19 protein-coding genes are annotated in these 13,603 nt (G+C 69.5%); 6 read left to right on the forward strand and 13 right to left on the reverse strand.

Annotated elements, in window-relative coordinates:
• On the forward strand, positions 1–361 hold a 361-nt coding region (locus AB4Z01_RS28070; protein WP_441699286.1), incomplete at its 5' end, for a hypothetical protein.
• Between the two features lie 334 nt (positions 362–695).
• Positions 696–2,300: a pentapeptide repeat-containing protein gene (locus AB4Z01_RS28075; protein WP_441699288.1), complete on the forward strand. Its 1,605-nt coding sequence runs from the start codon at positions 696–698 to the stop codon at positions 2,298–2,300.
• Positions 2,301–2,309: 9 nt separating this feature from the next.
• On the opposite strand, the gene AB4Z01_RS28080 is transcribed toward AB4Z01_RS28075, so the two are convergent.
• The 4 genes from AB4Z01_RS28080 to AB4Z01_RS28095 form a co-directional block, all read right to left on the reverse strand.
• Positions 2,310–3,230: a hypothetical protein gene (locus AB4Z01_RS28080; protein WP_441699290.1), complete on the reverse strand. Its 921-nt coding sequence runs from the start codon at positions 3,228–3,230 to the stop codon at positions 2,310–2,312.
• A 7-nt stretch (positions 3,231–3,237) separates the two neighbouring features.
• The gene (locus AB4Z01_RS28085) at positions 3,238–3,642 is read right to left on the reverse strand and encodes a VOC family protein (RefSeq protein ID WP_441699291.1); all 405 of its coding nucleotides are present in this window, start codon (positions 3,640–3,642) and stop codon (positions 3,238–3,240) included.
• A 195-nt stretch (positions 3,643–3,837) separates the two neighbouring features.
• Entirely contained in the window at positions 3,838–4,149 is a 312-nt protein-coding gene (locus AB4Z01_RS28090; RefSeq protein ID WP_441699293.1) for a hypothetical protein, read from the reverse strand.
• A complete protein-coding gene (locus tag AB4Z01_RS28095) occupies positions 4,146–4,748 on the reverse strand; it encodes a GNAT family N-acetyltransferase (protein WP_441699295.1) in 603 nt (200 codons plus the stop codon). The genes AB4Z01_RS28090 and AB4Z01_RS28095 overlap by 4 nt, the downstream gene beginning before the upstream one ends.
• A 75-nt stretch (positions 4,749–4,823) precedes the next feature.
• On the opposite strand from AB4Z01_RS28095, the gene AB4Z01_RS28100 reads away from it, so the two are divergent.
• Entirely contained in the window at positions 4,824–5,444 is a 621-nt protein-coding gene (locus AB4Z01_RS28100; RefSeq protein WP_441699296.1) for a CGNR zinc finger domain-containing protein, read from the forward strand.
• Here the strand turns inward: AB4Z01_RS28100 and AB4Z01_RS28105 are convergent.
• The gene (locus tag AB4Z01_RS28105; protein WP_441699298.1) at positions 5,441–5,713 is read right to left on the reverse strand and encodes an I78 family peptidase inhibitor; all 273 of its coding nucleotides are present in this window, start codon (positions 5,711–5,713) and stop codon (positions 5,441–5,443) included. The two genes, AB4Z01_RS28100 and AB4Z01_RS28105, sit on opposite strands and share 4 nt — an antisense overlap.
• Before the next feature lie 141 nt (positions 5,714–5,854).
• On the opposite strand from AB4Z01_RS28105, the gene AB4Z01_RS28110 reads away from it, so the two are divergent.
• Positions 5,855–7,300 carry a multicopper oxidase family protein gene (locus AB4Z01_RS28110; RefSeq protein ID WP_441699299.1) on the forward strand — a complete coding sequence of 482 codons (1,446 nt, stop codon included), beginning with the start codon at positions 5,855–5,857 and terminating at the stop codon, positions 7,298–7,300.
• Positions 7,301–7,615: 315 nt separating this feature from the next.
• On the opposite strand, the gene gcvA is transcribed toward AB4Z01_RS28110, so the two are convergent.
• Positions 7,616–8,545 (reverse strand): transcriptional regulator GcvA, encoded by a 930-nt coding sequence (gcvA, locus tag AB4Z01_RS28115; RefSeq protein WP_441699301.1) that lies wholly within the window; start codon positions 8,543–8,545, stop codon positions 7,616–7,618.
• 101 nt (positions 8,546–8,646) lie between these two features.
• Between gcvA and AB4Z01_RS28120 the strand changes: the two genes are divergently transcribed.
• Positions 8,647–9,069, forward strand: coding sequence for a VOC family protein (locus tag AB4Z01_RS28120; protein WP_441699303.1), 423 nt, complete (start codon positions 8,647–8,649; stop codon positions 9,067–9,069).
• 19 nt (positions 9,070–9,088) lie between these two features.
• Here AB4Z01_RS28120 and AB4Z01_RS28125 read toward each other — a convergent pair whose 3' ends face one another.
• The 6 genes from AB4Z01_RS28125 to AB4Z01_RS28150 are packed head-to-tail and all read right to left on the reverse strand — an operon-like array spanning position 9,089 to position 12,264.
• Positions 9,089–9,217 carry a hypothetical protein gene (locus AB4Z01_RS28125; protein WP_441699305.1) on the reverse strand — a complete coding sequence of 43 codons (129 nt, stop codon included), beginning with the start codon at positions 9,215–9,217 and terminating at the stop codon, positions 9,089–9,091.
• A gap of 56 nt (positions 9,218–9,273) precedes the next feature.
• Positions 9,274–10,077 carry an MBL fold metallo-hydrolase gene (locus AB4Z01_RS28130; RefSeq protein ID WP_441699307.1) on the reverse strand — a complete coding sequence of 268 codons (804 nt, stop codon included), beginning with the start codon at positions 10,075–10,077 and terminating at the stop codon, positions 9,274–9,276.
• Positions 10,078–10,087: 10 nt separating this feature from the next.
• Entirely contained in the window at positions 10,088–10,381 is a 294-nt protein-coding gene (locus AB4Z01_RS28135; protein WP_429232486.1) for a DUF3303 domain-containing protein, read from the reverse strand.
• A gap of 46 nt (positions 10,382–10,427) precedes the next feature.
• Complete coding sequence (locus tag AB4Z01_RS28140) at positions 10,428–10,916, reverse strand: cupin domain-containing protein (RefSeq protein ID WP_441699309.1); 489 nt, start codon at positions 10,914–10,916, stop codon at positions 10,428–10,430.
• A gap of 41 nt (positions 10,917–10,957) precedes the next feature.
• Positions 10,958–11,296 carry a hypothetical protein gene (locus AB4Z01_RS28145; protein ID WP_429228944.1) on the reverse strand — a complete coding sequence of 113 codons (339 nt, stop codon included), beginning with the start codon at positions 11,294–11,296 and terminating at the stop codon, positions 10,958–10,960.
• A 59-nt stretch (positions 11,297–11,355) separates the two neighbouring features.
• Entirely contained in the window at positions 11,356–12,264 is a 909-nt protein-coding gene (locus AB4Z01_RS28150; RefSeq protein ID WP_441699311.1) for a DMT family transporter, read from the reverse strand.
• Between the two features lie 101 nt (positions 12,265–12,365).
• Between AB4Z01_RS28150 and AB4Z01_RS28155 the strand changes: the two genes are divergently transcribed.
• On the forward strand, positions 12,366–13,235 hold the full coding sequence (locus tag AB4Z01_RS28155; RefSeq protein WP_441699313.1) for a LysR substrate-binding domain-containing protein: 870 nt from the start codon (positions 12,366–12,368) through the stop codon (positions 13,233–13,235).
• A gap of 1 nt (position 13,236) precedes the next feature.
• On the opposite strand, the gene AB4Z01_RS28160 is transcribed toward AB4Z01_RS28155, so the two are convergent.
• Entirely contained in the window at positions 13,237–13,482 is a 246-nt protein-coding gene (locus tag AB4Z01_RS28160; protein WP_441699315.1) for a hypothetical protein, read from the reverse strand.
• Positions 13,483–13,603 lie beyond the last annotated feature (121 nt).

A 13,603-nucleotide genomic window follows, 5' to 3' on the forward strand; every position in this document is an offset into this window, starting at 1 on the left:
GCGCTGGGACATCCCGGCGCGGGCGGCCGCGGTCACCGGCCTGATCGCCGCGGTGCTGCTGATCGGCCGCGCCCTGGGACCGGCGGCGGCCGGCTTTGCCGCCCTGGCCCCGGTGGTCACCGGCAGCCTGGCCCTGCTGCTGCATCCCCGCATCGGCGGCCCGGCTACCGCGGCCGTGTTTGCCAACGCCCTGATCGGCATGGTCGGATACATCCCGGCGCTGGCGCTGCTGCATCTGGCCGCCCCGCCGCTCGGCTCGGCCGCGGCGCTGGGCCTGGCCCTGGCCGCCTGCGTGCTGTGGAACGCCGGCACGCTGGCCCTGCGCGGCCGCAATCGCAAGGCTGCGATGGCCCGTTCCTGAAGGGCCGGCGGCCATAAGTTCGGCAAGGTTCCGATAGGGGCAACTTGTAATTTACTTTCTATCGATCGAATTTTTCTTTCATGGTGCAAGGCCTGACAACCGTGATATAAGATAAGTTTACGACCCGATCGTTGCCTGCCGCAGGCTGCATTGGGAATCCGGGATTCTTCACCAACGTTCCGGAGTTCGAAATGTGGTTTTTCTATAATTTGTTAAACTCGATCTGAAATTATTGTTGCGAATGAATGACGATCATGCATCGAATCCTGCGACAATTTATCGCTGACTTGGCTGAGCTTGCCGTCCCCGACCAGACGGCCGCCAGGAGGTTCTCATGATGAGTTGGCTCGCCAGCGCCGAGACCTATCTGGGCAGCCGTTCGAATCTGGCCATTGCGCTGATCGCAGCCGTGGTCCTTCTGGCCCTGATCGCCTGGGTGCTAGGCCCGGTGCTGCTGACGGCACCGCACAGATACGAAACCCGCAAGGAGCGCTCCGAAGATTCGGATCGGTACCGCCGCAATATCGGGCAATTGCTGATCGTCCCGGTCCTGATGGTCGCCGCTCTCTACACCCTCTACCAGGTGAACCGGGCCGCCCGCGAGGGCGCCGCGAACAGCCGCCAGGAACAGTACAGCCAGGGCTTCGAGGCCCTGGCAAGCTTCAACATCTCCACCCGGCTGATTGGACTCCATGCTCTGGCGCAGCTGATGGGCGGCAATCGTCCGGACGATCTGTGTCCCGATGGCAATCAGCGCCCCTTGTCCGGTGCAGGGACCGGCGATACAGCCTCGGGCGCCCCCGCCGGATCCGCCCAGGACCAGATCTACCGGGTGGCGCTGGACGCCATCGCCGCCCATGCGGTCGTCTCCTCCCATCTCGCGCCGACGGCGTCCGATACGGATGCGGGCCACAGGGCGCGGGAAGAGGCCTCGCACGAGGCGACGGTCGGCGCCGACACCCAGGCCGCCCTGTCCGTCATTGCCCGGCGCAGATGCGAGGCTTATACGCGGGAGGTGCCCCTCAACCTGTCGGACGGGTATTTCCGCGGCACGTCGATGGCCTATGCCCAGCTGATCCGGTCCGACCTGCGGGGCTCGGACCTCTCGGCCTCCGAGCTGTATCTGGCGAACTTCTACCAGTCGAACCTGGACAAGGCCGATTTCGGCGGGTCGAACCTGACGCGGGCAAGCTTCGCCAACGCTTCGCTCACCGGCGCCGATTTCTCACCCGACCAGAATCTCGCCTCCCCCTACCTGCCCCGGCGGCCGTATCTGCGGACACAACTGGGCCGGGCTCAGATCGTCTCCGCCGACGTCCAGGGGGCCGATTTCTGGTGCGCGATGCTGAACGAAGCCCGGCTCGATGATTCGCAGCTCGGCGGGGCGGATTTCCGGCATGCCACGCTCAGCCGCGCCACGTTGCTGGGCGCCAAGGGTGCGGGCGCCAAGTTCAACGCCGCCTGCGGCCCCAGGGCCAACTTCTCGATCGCCAGCTCCGGTCGCACCGAGGGACGCAAATCCAACTTTTCCGGGGCCGATTTCTCGGACGGCTTCTTCCGGTCGGCCCGGTTCGACCGGATCGATCTCCGCGGGGGGATCTTCGTCCGTGCCGACCTGACCGGCGCGACCTTCGAGAACAGCGACCTGACCAACGCGGATTTCCGCGGCGCCAACCTGACCGGTGCGAAGTTCGACGGCGCCAACCTGACCGGCGTCAGGATGGGCGGCGCCCTGATCTGCGATGTCAGCGGATTGCCGGACACCATCGCGCCCCAGAACTGCGCGGCCCAGTTCCTGCCGATCGAGGCAGGCCGGTACGGGGAAGGCTGCTTCCCGGAGACGGAGGCCGGCATCGCCCAGAACCAGCAGTGCCCCTATGAACGGAGCACCGTCGAGATGGCCGAGCCGCAGCCCCTCAACCCAGCGGCCCCGGACTGAACCGCGGCATCAGCCTGCCAGCGGCCGCTCGAACTCCGTGCGGAGGGCGAATTCGCGCCAGCCGGCCCGGCGGAAGGCATTCGCCATCGGCGCGTTGCCGGTGTCGGCATCGGCCTTGACCGGCCGGCGGCCGATACGGGCCAGCGTCGCCGTGCCGCGCGCCAGCATCGCATGGACATGGCCCCGCCCCCGCTGCTCCGGCACCACGCCGACATAGCCGATCGTCGCCATGCTGGGCGCCAGCGCCGGCATCACCAGCCCGACCAGCGCGCCATCGGGATCATAAGCCAGCTCCCACCAGCCGGGCTCGTGCTGCAGCCCCTGCATGTCGGCGAAGATGTCCTCGTCGCCGATGCGGCGGTCGAGCGTGCCCCGCGTGACCCGCTCCGACGCGGCGCGGAACGCCGCCTCGCCGACCTCGGCCATCGAGCGGAACACCAGCCCATCGGCCGGCGGCGGCATGGGCGTGCCGGGGTCGAGCTCGAACCGGACCGTCTCGCGGCGGATCTCGAAGCCGCTTGCCGTCAGCAGCGCACGGCGCCGCTCCGGCTCGGCCTGCCATTGCGGCGCCTGCAGCGGCGTGTCGAGCACATGGCCGAGCGCGGCAGCACCGAGCGACCGCGCCCGCTCCGCCATCCGCCGCAGCATGGAAGCGCCGAACGCCTCGGCCTCGGGAGCCGACCAGGGCAGGTCGAACAGGACGATGTCGCTGGGGATCGCCGCCCCCGGCAGGGTCCAGAAGGCGATGCGGGCGACGGGAGCCCCATTCCACTCGGCCAGGAAACACCAGTCGCGGCGCATCGCGCCCTTGGTCAGCAGGTCCTCGGCGTAGCGCCGCACCGCCTCGGCATGGGCCGGGTCGGTGGCGGTGGCGGCAAAGGTGGCGAGCTCGGAGTCGGCGATCGGGCGCAGACGGACATCGGTGGTCACGTCGAGGTCAGCCTTCTGCTGTGATCACGACGGACTCGGCCGAGCGCGCCGCCGGGCCGTGATGCACGGCCTCGATGTTGTTGCCGTCCGGGTCGAGCGCGAAGGCGCCGTAATAGCCGGGATGGTAATGCCGCTCGCCCGGCCCGCCATTGTCCCGCCCGCCGGCCGCCAGCGCCGCGGCGTGGAAGCGGTGGACGGTGTCGCGGTCCGCCGCCTGGAACGCCAGGTGGACATGGCTGATGGCGTCGCCCGGACTGACGAACAGCTCGTCCGAGGCGAAGAAATCCGGCCCCTCATGGGTGATGGAGCGGCCGACCGAGGCCAGCACCGCGGCGTAGAAGCGCTTGCTCGCCTCCAGGTCGCGCACCACCAGATGGACATGGTCGATCAGGCGACCCCGATGGAACTGCATGATGGTCTCTCCTTCGCTTCAATCTCTCATACCAACGAGCGCTTTAGCGGACTCGTGCTGACATCGTCATCCGGACGCTCCGACCACGAAGGGCCGTCATTGCGAGGAGGCGAAGCCGACGAAGCAATCCAGGGGCCGTTGCGAACCGGCCCTGGATTGCTTCGCTGCGCTCGCAATGACGATACCCCGCCGATATCAGGCGCTGCTGCCCTCGATCACCTCGAAATGCTCGACCTCCGGGTCGAAGCGGGTCAGGAAGTCCCGGTCGCGCGGGTAATAGCGGGCGCGGCCGTACTCCTCGCCGGCGAAGGCCTTGATCGCATCCACCGACTCCCACAGCGTCAGCGTCAGGAACTCCACCTCCTCGCCCTTGTCCTGGCACAGCAGCCAGACGCCGCGGTTGCCTGGGGTCTGGGCGTAGTCGCCCAGGCCGGTCTCCCGCAGATAGGCGACATAGGAGTCCTTCTTCGCCTTCGGCACCGGGCCGCGCCACATCCGTGCGATCATGTCGGGTCCTTTCCCTTGGTGAGATCGAGGCGGACGATCGGGCGGGTCGGGCTGCGCCGTGCCACCTCGCGGAAGCCGAGATCGAGGAAGGGGCGCAGCACGCCGGTGTAGATCTCGCCCGATCCCAGCGGCCGCGCGGCGTCGATCGGATAGGCCTCGAGCGCCGGGGCGCCGCGCGACCGGGCCAGCCGCGCCGCCGCCGTGACCAGCGGGCGCAGCAGGCCGGTGCGGCGATGGGCCTTGGTGGTCACGAAGCAGGTGATCGACCAGACCGGCGCATCGTCGACCGGCGCCAGGTTGCGCGACCGGGCCAGGCGCGGCTGCTCCGCCCGCGGGGCGACGCCGCACCAGGCGACCGGAGCGCCGTCGCGATAGCCGAGCAGCCCCAGCGTTTTTCCAGCCTCGACCAGGTCGCGGAACAGGGCGCGGTTGCTGCCGTCTCGGCTACCGGCGTTGTAGTCCCGGCGCTCCCGCCGCCAGAAGGCGCACCAGCAGCGGCCGGCGTCGGCGCAGCCGGCGAACACGGTCTCGACGTCGCCGAGCCGCTCCGGCGTCACCGGCCGGCACTCGAGCGTCCCGTCGCGATCCCCTTTCGGCATATTCTAACCCCTGAACCGGTTGACCCGACGATGCCGGGCTTGCCCCGGCCAAGTCAACCGGTAGGATGGGCGGCGATGCAGACCCAGCCCCCCTCCTATGCGGTGCGGCCGCCGAAGCGGATCGGCGGCTCGCTCAGCCTCGACTTCGTCAACACTGAGGCGTGGCGCGGCGACGTTCCGCAGCGCGGCGAGCGGCTGACCGGCTATGGCGAGTTGGCGCTCTGGGCCGGCCATCTCGGCATCGTCGACCGGGCCGGGGCCAGGCAACTGGTGCAGGAGGCGGCGCAGCGGCCCGAGGCCGCCGCCGCGGTGCTGGCGACGGCGCTGCGCCTGCGCGCGGCGCTGGGCCGGATCCTGACCGCGCCGGAAGCGGCCTCGGCCGACGATCTCGCGGCGCTCAACGCCGTGCTGGCGCGGGCCCCGACCCGGACCGGCCTGGCGGCCACGAAGGCCGGCTTCGCCTGGGCCATGACCGAGACCGACCCGCTGGAGCAGCCGCTGTGGCCGGTGGTGTGGGACGCGGCCGAGCTGCTGGTCTCCGGCCGCGCCGAACGGGTCGGCAGCTGCTCCGACCCCGACTGCGCCTGGGTGTTCCTCGACACCTCGCGCAACCGCAGCCGGCGCTGGTGCTCGATGGCCGATTGTGGCAACCGGCACAAGGCGCGCCGGCATTACGAGCGGAGCCGCGCGACCTAACCGATAGAAGCGCGCAGGATCTTGCCCTGGGCGTCGACCTCCACGGTCAGCCGGTCGGCGCGGTAGTCCATGGTCACCGCCTCGCCCGGGCGGACGGTCCGCAACATCAGGCCCTTCAGCTTGTCGAGCTCGGCTTGGGAGACGGGTGCGCCCGGCTCGATGGCGCCTGGCGTGGCGGCCTGGCCGCGGGCGCAGGCGGCGGCGAGGCCGCCGGCGGCACCGGCCACGGCGAGGCCGAGGAGATGACGGCGGGAGGATTCGGTGCTCATGGCTTGCTCCATGGATGTCGGCCGAGGGTGRCCGCCTGCCCCCTGATCGTCGACAAAAARGGCGACGTCGTGACGCGGTTTACCTTCCGGCAAGGGGAAGCTCCAGGCTGCGATCGACGCCGCCAAGATGAGGATTCGATCGTGATCACCCGCCGCCGCTTCCTGTCCGGTGCCGCCGCGACAACCGCCCTTGGGGCCGTACTGACCGGCGCCCTGCCCCGCCTCGCCCGCGCCGCCGCCCCGGCCGAGCTGACCATCGCCACCCGCAGCCTCGAAATCGGCGGTCGGGCCGCGACGGTGTTCGGCATCACCCGGCCGGGCCTGCGCGCCGTCGCCGGCGAGGATTTCCGGGTGCGGCTGACCAATGCGCTCAGCGAGCCGTCGCTGGTGCATTGGCACGGGCTGACCCCACCCTGGCGCCAGGACGGGGTGCCGGGCGTGACCCAGGACCCGCTGCCGGCCGGTGCCGCCATCGACTACGACTTCCCGCTGGCCCGGCCGGGCACCAACTGGATGCACTCCCATCTCGGGCTGCAGGAGCAGAACCTGCTGGCGGCGCCGCTGATCGTCGCCGACCCGGCCGAGGCCGGGCTGGACGAGCAGGAGGTGGTGCTGATGCTGCACGATTTCAGCTTCCGCGACCCGGCCGAGATCATGGCCGGGCTGCGCGGCAGCCAGGGCATGGCCGGGATGGACCACAGCGGCCACGCCATGGGCTCGATGCCGGGGATGCGGCACGACATGCCGGGCATGGCGATGCCGGGCGGCATGGCGATGGACCTGAACGACGTCGAATACGACGCCTATCTGGCCAATGACCGCACGCTGGCCGACCCCGAGGTGGTGCGGGTCGAGCGCGGCGGCCGGGTGCGGCTGCGCATCATCAACGGCGCGGCGGCGACCAACTTCCACATCGATCTCGGCGCGACCGAAGGCACGCTGATCGCGGTCGACGGGATGCCGGTGGCGCAGGTCGCCGGCCGGCGCTTCCCGATCGCGATCGCCCAGCGGCTGGACATCCGCCTGACCGTCCCGGCCGGCAAGGCGCTGCCGGTGCTGGCGCTGCGCGAGGGTGACCGGCAGCGCACCGGCCTGGTGCTGGCCGCCCCTGATGCCGAGGTCTCCCGCATCGCCGATCTCGGCGAGGACAAGTCGGCGCCGCTGGAGCTGGCCTTGGAGGCGCAATTGAAGGCGTTGGAGCCGCTGGCCGCGCGCGCGGTGGATCGGACCATTCCGGTGGTGCTGGCCGGCGACATGGCGAGCTATGTCTGGACCCTGAACGGCAAGGTCCACGGCCAGGATACGCCGCTGAGGGTGCGGCATGGCGAGCGGGTGGCGATCGCGATGACCAACCCGTCGATGATGGCCCATCCGATGCATCTGCACGGCCATCATTTCCAGGTGGTGGCGATCGACGGGAAAGCCCTGTCCGGCGCCCGGCGCGACACGGTTCTGGTGCCGCCGGGCAAGACCGTGACCGTCGCCTTCGACGCCGATAATCCCGGCCGCTGGGCCTTCCACTGCCACCACCTCTATCACATGGAGAGCGGCATGATGACGACGGTGGAGTATGAGGGGATCGGCTAGGGTTCGTCGGAGAGGCCACCGCCTTTTATTGTCATTGCCGGGCTTGACCTACGAGTGTCCGGTTGAGAGAAAATCGCAATTAAAGCGTGTTTATCTCAGGTGAATATTCTATTTAATTGTCATCCTCGGGCTTGACCCGAGGATCCAGGGGCTTTCAGAGCGGCTCTCTGTGGCCCCTGGATTGCCGGGTCAAGCCCGGCAATGACAATAAAGTTTAGTTCAGCGCTTAGATCTGCGACCCGAAAAGCTTAACCGGACAGCCGTGGGTCAAGCCCGGGCATGACAGTTGGGAGAGTGCTTCTATAATCAAGCGACTCACTTATTCTCAGACGAGTCCTTAGACCCTTCCGCTTCTGCCACCTCGGTCTGCAGCCACTGGCGGAACAGGCGGATCTTGCGCAGCCGGCCCTGCCCCGGCGCGTGCAGCAGGTAGTAGGCGCTGGCGGGCTGCATGGTGTGGCCGAGCGGCTGGATCAGGCGGCCGGCCGCGATGTCGGCGCGGGCCAGGAACAGGGGCAGCAGCGCCAGCCCCATACCGGCCGCCGCCGCCTCGGCCAGCATGAAGAAGTGCTCGAATCCGGGAAAGCCGGAGATGTCGGGTGGCCCCAGGCCGAGCGAGGCGAAGTAGTCCGCCCAGGCCGTGGGCCGGGTGGTGTGTACCAGCAGGCGATGGCCGCGCAGATCGGCCGGCGCCGCGATCGGGCCTCGGCGCAGCAGATCGGGCGAGCAGAACACGCCCACCGTCTCGTTCATCAGCAGCGTCGCCTCCGCCCCCGGCCAACCGCCGGTGCCGTTGCGCAGCGCCAGGTCGATCGGGTCGATGCCGAAATCGATGACGTCCTCCGAGGCCGAGAGGTCGACCTGGATGTCCGGATGGCGCTCGTGGAACCGCGGCAGCCGCGGCACCAGCCAGCGCAGAGCGAAGGTCGGCAGCACGCTGAACGACAGGATGCCCTCGCGCTCCGGCCGCCGCAGGGTGCGGGTGGCGGCGGCGATCTGCGCCAGGGCGTCGGTGATCCGGGCGTGATAGGCGGCGCCGGCGGGGGTTAGCTCGATGCCCCGGCCGACCCGGCGGAACAGGGAGGTGCCGAGCTCGACCTCGAGCGCCTGCACGGCGCGGCTGACCGCGCCCTGGGTCACACCCAGCGCCGCGGCCGCCGCGGTCAGGTTCAGGTGCCGCCCGGCCGCGGCGAAGCTGCGGACGCCGTTCAGCGACGGCAGCCGATATTCATGATCTGAGCTCATTGATCCGAGCCTCATTCTCGATTGTCCGACTGCAACTCTCCGCTTAGATCCTGACTTGGCGCAAGCGGCGCCGGATGATATCCAGCAAGGATCCATGAGAAATGCTGTCGCCTTTTCACATCGCCTTCCCGGTGCGCGACCTGGCCGCCGCCCGCCGGTTCTACGGCACCGTTCTCGGCTGCCCCGAGGGCCGCAGCTCCGACAGCTGGATCGATTTCGACCTGTACGGCCACCAGATCGTCGCCCATCTGAAAGCGGGGCCGGCGGCAGAGGATGCGGCGCACCACAACCCGGTCGATGGCCATGACGTGCCGGTGCCGCATTTCGGCGTGGTGCTGGAGATGGCCGATTGGGAGGCCCTGGCCGAGCGGCTGAAAGCGGCGGGCACCCGCTTCGTGATCGAGCCCTATGTCCGCTTCAAGGGCCGGGTCGGTGAGCAGGCGACGATGTTCTTCCTCGATCCGTCCGGCAACGCGCTTGAGTTCAAGGCCTTCGCCGATCGGGGCCAGCTCTTCGCCAGGTGACGGGCGGTCCCGGCCGGTCTCACGACCAGGGCCCGAACCGGACCAGCGCGATGACGAGGGCCAGCACGACAATCCCGGCGAGAAAGATCAGCCGCCGGGCCAGGCTGCGCAGGATGATCTCGCGCTGGCGCGCCCACCGATCCGCCATGCATCCCTCGCTTGTTCTCCCCGGGGCAAACGAGGGAGGCCCGCAGGCCGTTCCGGTCAGCCCTCGATCAACCCCTCAGCCCGCCAGCGCGCCAGATAGGCGTCGATGATGGCGTCCAGCCGGGCCTTGCCGAAGCTGTCGTCATGGCCAGCATGGACCACCGTCACCGGCAGCGAGCGCAGCAGCGCGAAGGATCGGACATAGTCGCCGATGTCCATGCCGGGGCCGCGATACAGCAGCGGCCCGTCATAGATCACGTCGCCGGCGAACAAGGTGCCGGTGGCGTCCTCGAACAGGGCGATGCTGCCGGGCGAATGGCCGGGCACATGCAGCACGCGGAAGCGCCGGTCGCCGAGATCCACCACCTCCCCCGCCTCGATCCGCCGGGTCGGCTCGGCGCCCTGCAGGGCGTAGCTTCGAAGGTCGTAGCCGGCATGAGGCACCGCGGTGACCAGGGTCGGCCCAAGCGGCGGGTAGTCCGCGTCCAGGAAGCGCCGCCGCGCCTCCGCCGGAATCTGGTCGGAGATCAACGTGCCGGGCCGCGGCCGGGCCAGCGCCTCGGCCTCGAGCGGGTGCACCCAGCGCTGCTCGAACTCGTGGATCGCGCCGATATGGTCGGCATGGGTGTGGGTGGCGAAGGCGATCGTCTCGCGGCCCGCGAACAGCTCGGGGAAGGCCGGCCGCAGCGGCGCCACGCCAAGGCCGCCATCGACCAGCAGGTCGCGGTCGCGGCCGCGCAGACGCCAGATGTTGGCGCGCATCAGCACGTCGGTGTGCGGCTCGACGATCAGGGTCAGCCCTCCGCCCAGGTCACGCTTGCGGAACCATTCGGCGGCCACGGGCAGATCGAATCCGGTCATGGACTGTCTTTCAGGAAATCGGGCCGGTGGCCGGCGGGTCGAGCAGCGGCGCCACCACCGCCCGGGTCTCGGCGCTGCGCAGCACCGGCACGATCTCGAAGCTGACCCCGGTGCCGCGCCAGTGCAGGATCCATTGCTGCAGCAGGGCGAGGTCGTCGCATTCCATCAGCTGGAAGCAGCGGTCGCAGTTCGACTCGACCCAGCTGTCGACATATTTGAGCCCCTCGGGCAGGCCGCGTCCGGCATCGCGCAGATGGCGATAGGCCGCCACCGGGTCGCGGTTGGCGAAACGCTCGATGATCATGAACAGCACAGCCCGACCTCCCCGCCTTTGCCCGGCGCTCGCGGATTCAGTCCGTGCCTTCCCAATAATCCATCACCGCCGACTTGCGATAGCCCTCGCCGGTCAGCCGCACGCTGACGCGGCCGGTTTCCGGGAAGACCGCAACGTCATGTGGGTTGTTCTCGCCGATCAGGAGGTAGCGGCAGGGCTTGTCGGTGTGGTTGACCAGGCAGTGCCCGACCTTCTGCCCGGCCGGGAAGCAGACATAGTCGCCGGGCTTCATCTGATAGGCGCGGTCGCCGAGACGCAGCGTCAGCTCGCCCTCGAGGATGAAGACATGCTCCTCCTCCAGCAGGTGGTAGTGTAGCAGGTTGGACTGCTTGCCGGGCGGCAGCTCCTCATAGGCCACGCCGACATGGCTGCCGCCGCCGAATTTGCTGAGCACCCGGAACCGGCTGCCGAGCTTGCCGCGCTCGAACTCCTCCCACGGCACCCGCTCGACGGGGAACGGCTCGGAGACCCCCTCCGCATTGATCGAGGATGGCGAGTCGGTCATGGCGGCCTCCCTGCGGTGTCTCGCCCGGCGGAGAGGCCGGTCTAGTGCCGGGTACCCGCCGTTCGCGAGCCGGCCGCCAGAAATGCGTAGCGAGCGAGGGCGAGCCGCCGGACCCGTTCGGCCTCCAGCTTCTTGCGCCGGCGCCGGTGCTGCTGCTGCAGCTCGTGCGCTTGGCCGATGGCGCCAAGGATCTCCTCGTTCAGCTGCATGAAGCGGTCGAAGGTTTCCATCAGCCTGTCGGGCTCCTTCGACAGCGCCTCGGCTTCCGCCAGGGCGCGTTCGGCGCGATCCTGGAGCGAGCGGATCCGCTGGCCGAGCCTGACCAGCTCGGGGTCCGAGGCGATAGCGGGGTCGGCAGTGATCGGCTTGGCCTTGTCCATGGAACATAGCATGAACATAGGCCGAGATGGTGTCAAGCTGGAAAGATCTGGAGCGCGCCCTACCCGGCCGCTGCCACCCGCCGCGCCGGCCACAGCCGCCAGCCGAGGGTCACCGCCAGGCTGGCCAGGGCGATCAGCCCCATCCCGGCCGCCTGGCCCAGCCCGAGCTGGTGGCCATAGACCAGCCAGTCGCTGAGGATCGCCGAGGCCGGGTAGACGAACGCCAGCACGGCGATCACCGGCGTCGGCAGCTTCGGATAGGCGGCGTACATCAGGACATAGACCAGGCCGGTGTGGACGATGCCGAGCCCGGCCAGCCAGCCCCAGGGGCCGGGCGTCGCCGGCAGGTCGGCGACGCCGACGAAGGGCGCCAGCAGGACGATGCCGGTGGTGGCGTGGATCATCGCGGTCAGGTGCGGCCGTACCCCGCGCAGCGCCTTGGTCGACAAGACCGTGCCGGTGTAGAGCAGCGAGGCCAGCACGGCCAGGCCGGCGCCGAGCAACTGCCCCGGCTCCGTCCCCGCGGAGCCGATGCCGGTGGCCAGGGCCAGCCCGGCGAAGGCGATGGCGATCCAGCCCAGCTTCTGGCCGCTGATCCGCTCGCCGAACAGCACCGCCCCCGACAGCACCACCCAGAAGGGCTGGACGTGGTAGACGATGGTGGCGAAGGCGATCGAGGTGTGGCGGATCGCGGCGAAGAATGCGACCCAGTTCAGCACGATGCAGATGCCGCCGAACAGGATCAGCGCCCATTGCCGCGGCGCCAGGCGCAGGCCGCCCAGCCAGCCGCGGGCGGCGCAGAACACCAGCAGGACCAGCGCGCCGAAGACGCAGCGGAAGAACACCGCATTGATCGGCCCCTGCCCCGATTCCTCCATGAACACGCCGACGGTGCCGACCACCGCCATAGCCAGAGCGAGCTGCAGGATCCCCGTCCGCCGCTCCGCCGCCGCCTCGACACTACCCATGGTCGCCTCCTGAATTCGGTGGAGGAAAGCTGGGCCGGCGGCGGACTTCAATCAAACGAATAGATTTGAAGGCATCGATCAATTGGATTTATGCTGGCGCCATGGACAAACGCCTCGATCTCGACGTGCTGCGCACCCTGGTGGCGATCGCTGAGGGCGGCAGCTTCAGCCTGGCCGCCTCACGCGTCGGGCGCACCCAATCGGCGGTCAGCATGCAGGTGCGGCGGCTGGAGGAGGCGGTCGGCAAGCGGCTGTTCGACCGCAGCAGCCGGCGGGTGCGCTTGACCCCGGCCGGCGAGAGCCTGCTGGGCCATGCCCGGCGCATGCTGCGGCTCGAGGAGGAGGCCTGGGCGGCGCTGGTCGAGCCCGATCTGCGCGGCCGGGTCCAGCTCGGCATCCCCGACGACTACGCCTATTCGCTGCTGCCGCCGATCCTGTCGCGCTTCGCCGCCACCCACCCGCAGGTCGAGGTCGAACTGATCTGCGAGCAGACCACCTTCCTGGACCGGCGCCTGGCCGCCGGCGAGGTCGACCTGGCGGTGATCACCCGCGGGCCGGGCCGCGACGGCGAGCTGCTGCGGCGCGAACCGCTGGTCTGGTTCGGGTCGCCGGACCATGACCCGCATCTGGAGCAGCCGCTGCCGGTCGCCCTGTACGAGCCCGGCTGCGTCGCCCGCGGCGTCACGCTGGAGGCGCTGGCGGCGACGCAGCGGCCCTACCGCATCGCCTATTCCAGCCCCAGCCTGGTCGGCCTGCTGGCCGTGGTCCAGGCCGGGCTGGCCGTGGCGGTGGTGGTGGAGTGCAGCCTGCCGGCCGGCATGCGGGTGCTGGGCGAGCGCGACGGGCTGCCGCCCCTGCCGGCGTTGGAGATCGGGCTGGCCTGGGGCGCCCGGCCGCGGACGCCCGCGGCAACCCGGCTGGCCGAACAGATCCACGGCTCGGTCGGGCGGTCCGAAGCGATCGCGGCCTAGGTCACTGCATCGCCCAGCTCCGGCCATCGGCGGACTGGCAGCCATAGGGTGGCAGGGCCCGGGCGAAATTCGCCTTCAGCCGGGCGCAGCCCCAGTCGCGCAGCGGCGCCGGCAGGCGGCTGTTTAGCTCGATCCCGATCTCGTCATACGGGCTGTCGGTGTTGGTGACATAGCGGTACCAGGTGAAGCCGAACACCACGACGACGGCGATGATGATGCCGATCAGCACGCTGAAGAGCTTGCCCATTCTTCCGGTTCCTGTTGCGAAGCGAAGCGATTCGGGGCCCTGATGGGAAACCAATCCCGTGGCAGTCTCAAGGCACGATTGCCCCAGCCGCGGGTTGATGATGCAATCCGCGCGCGCTCGC

Source organism: Inquilinus sp. YAF38 (genome assembly GCF_052113205.1).
Taxonomy (GTDB): domain Bacteria; phylum Pseudomonadota; class Alphaproteobacteria; order DSM-16000; family Inquilinaceae; genus Inquilinus.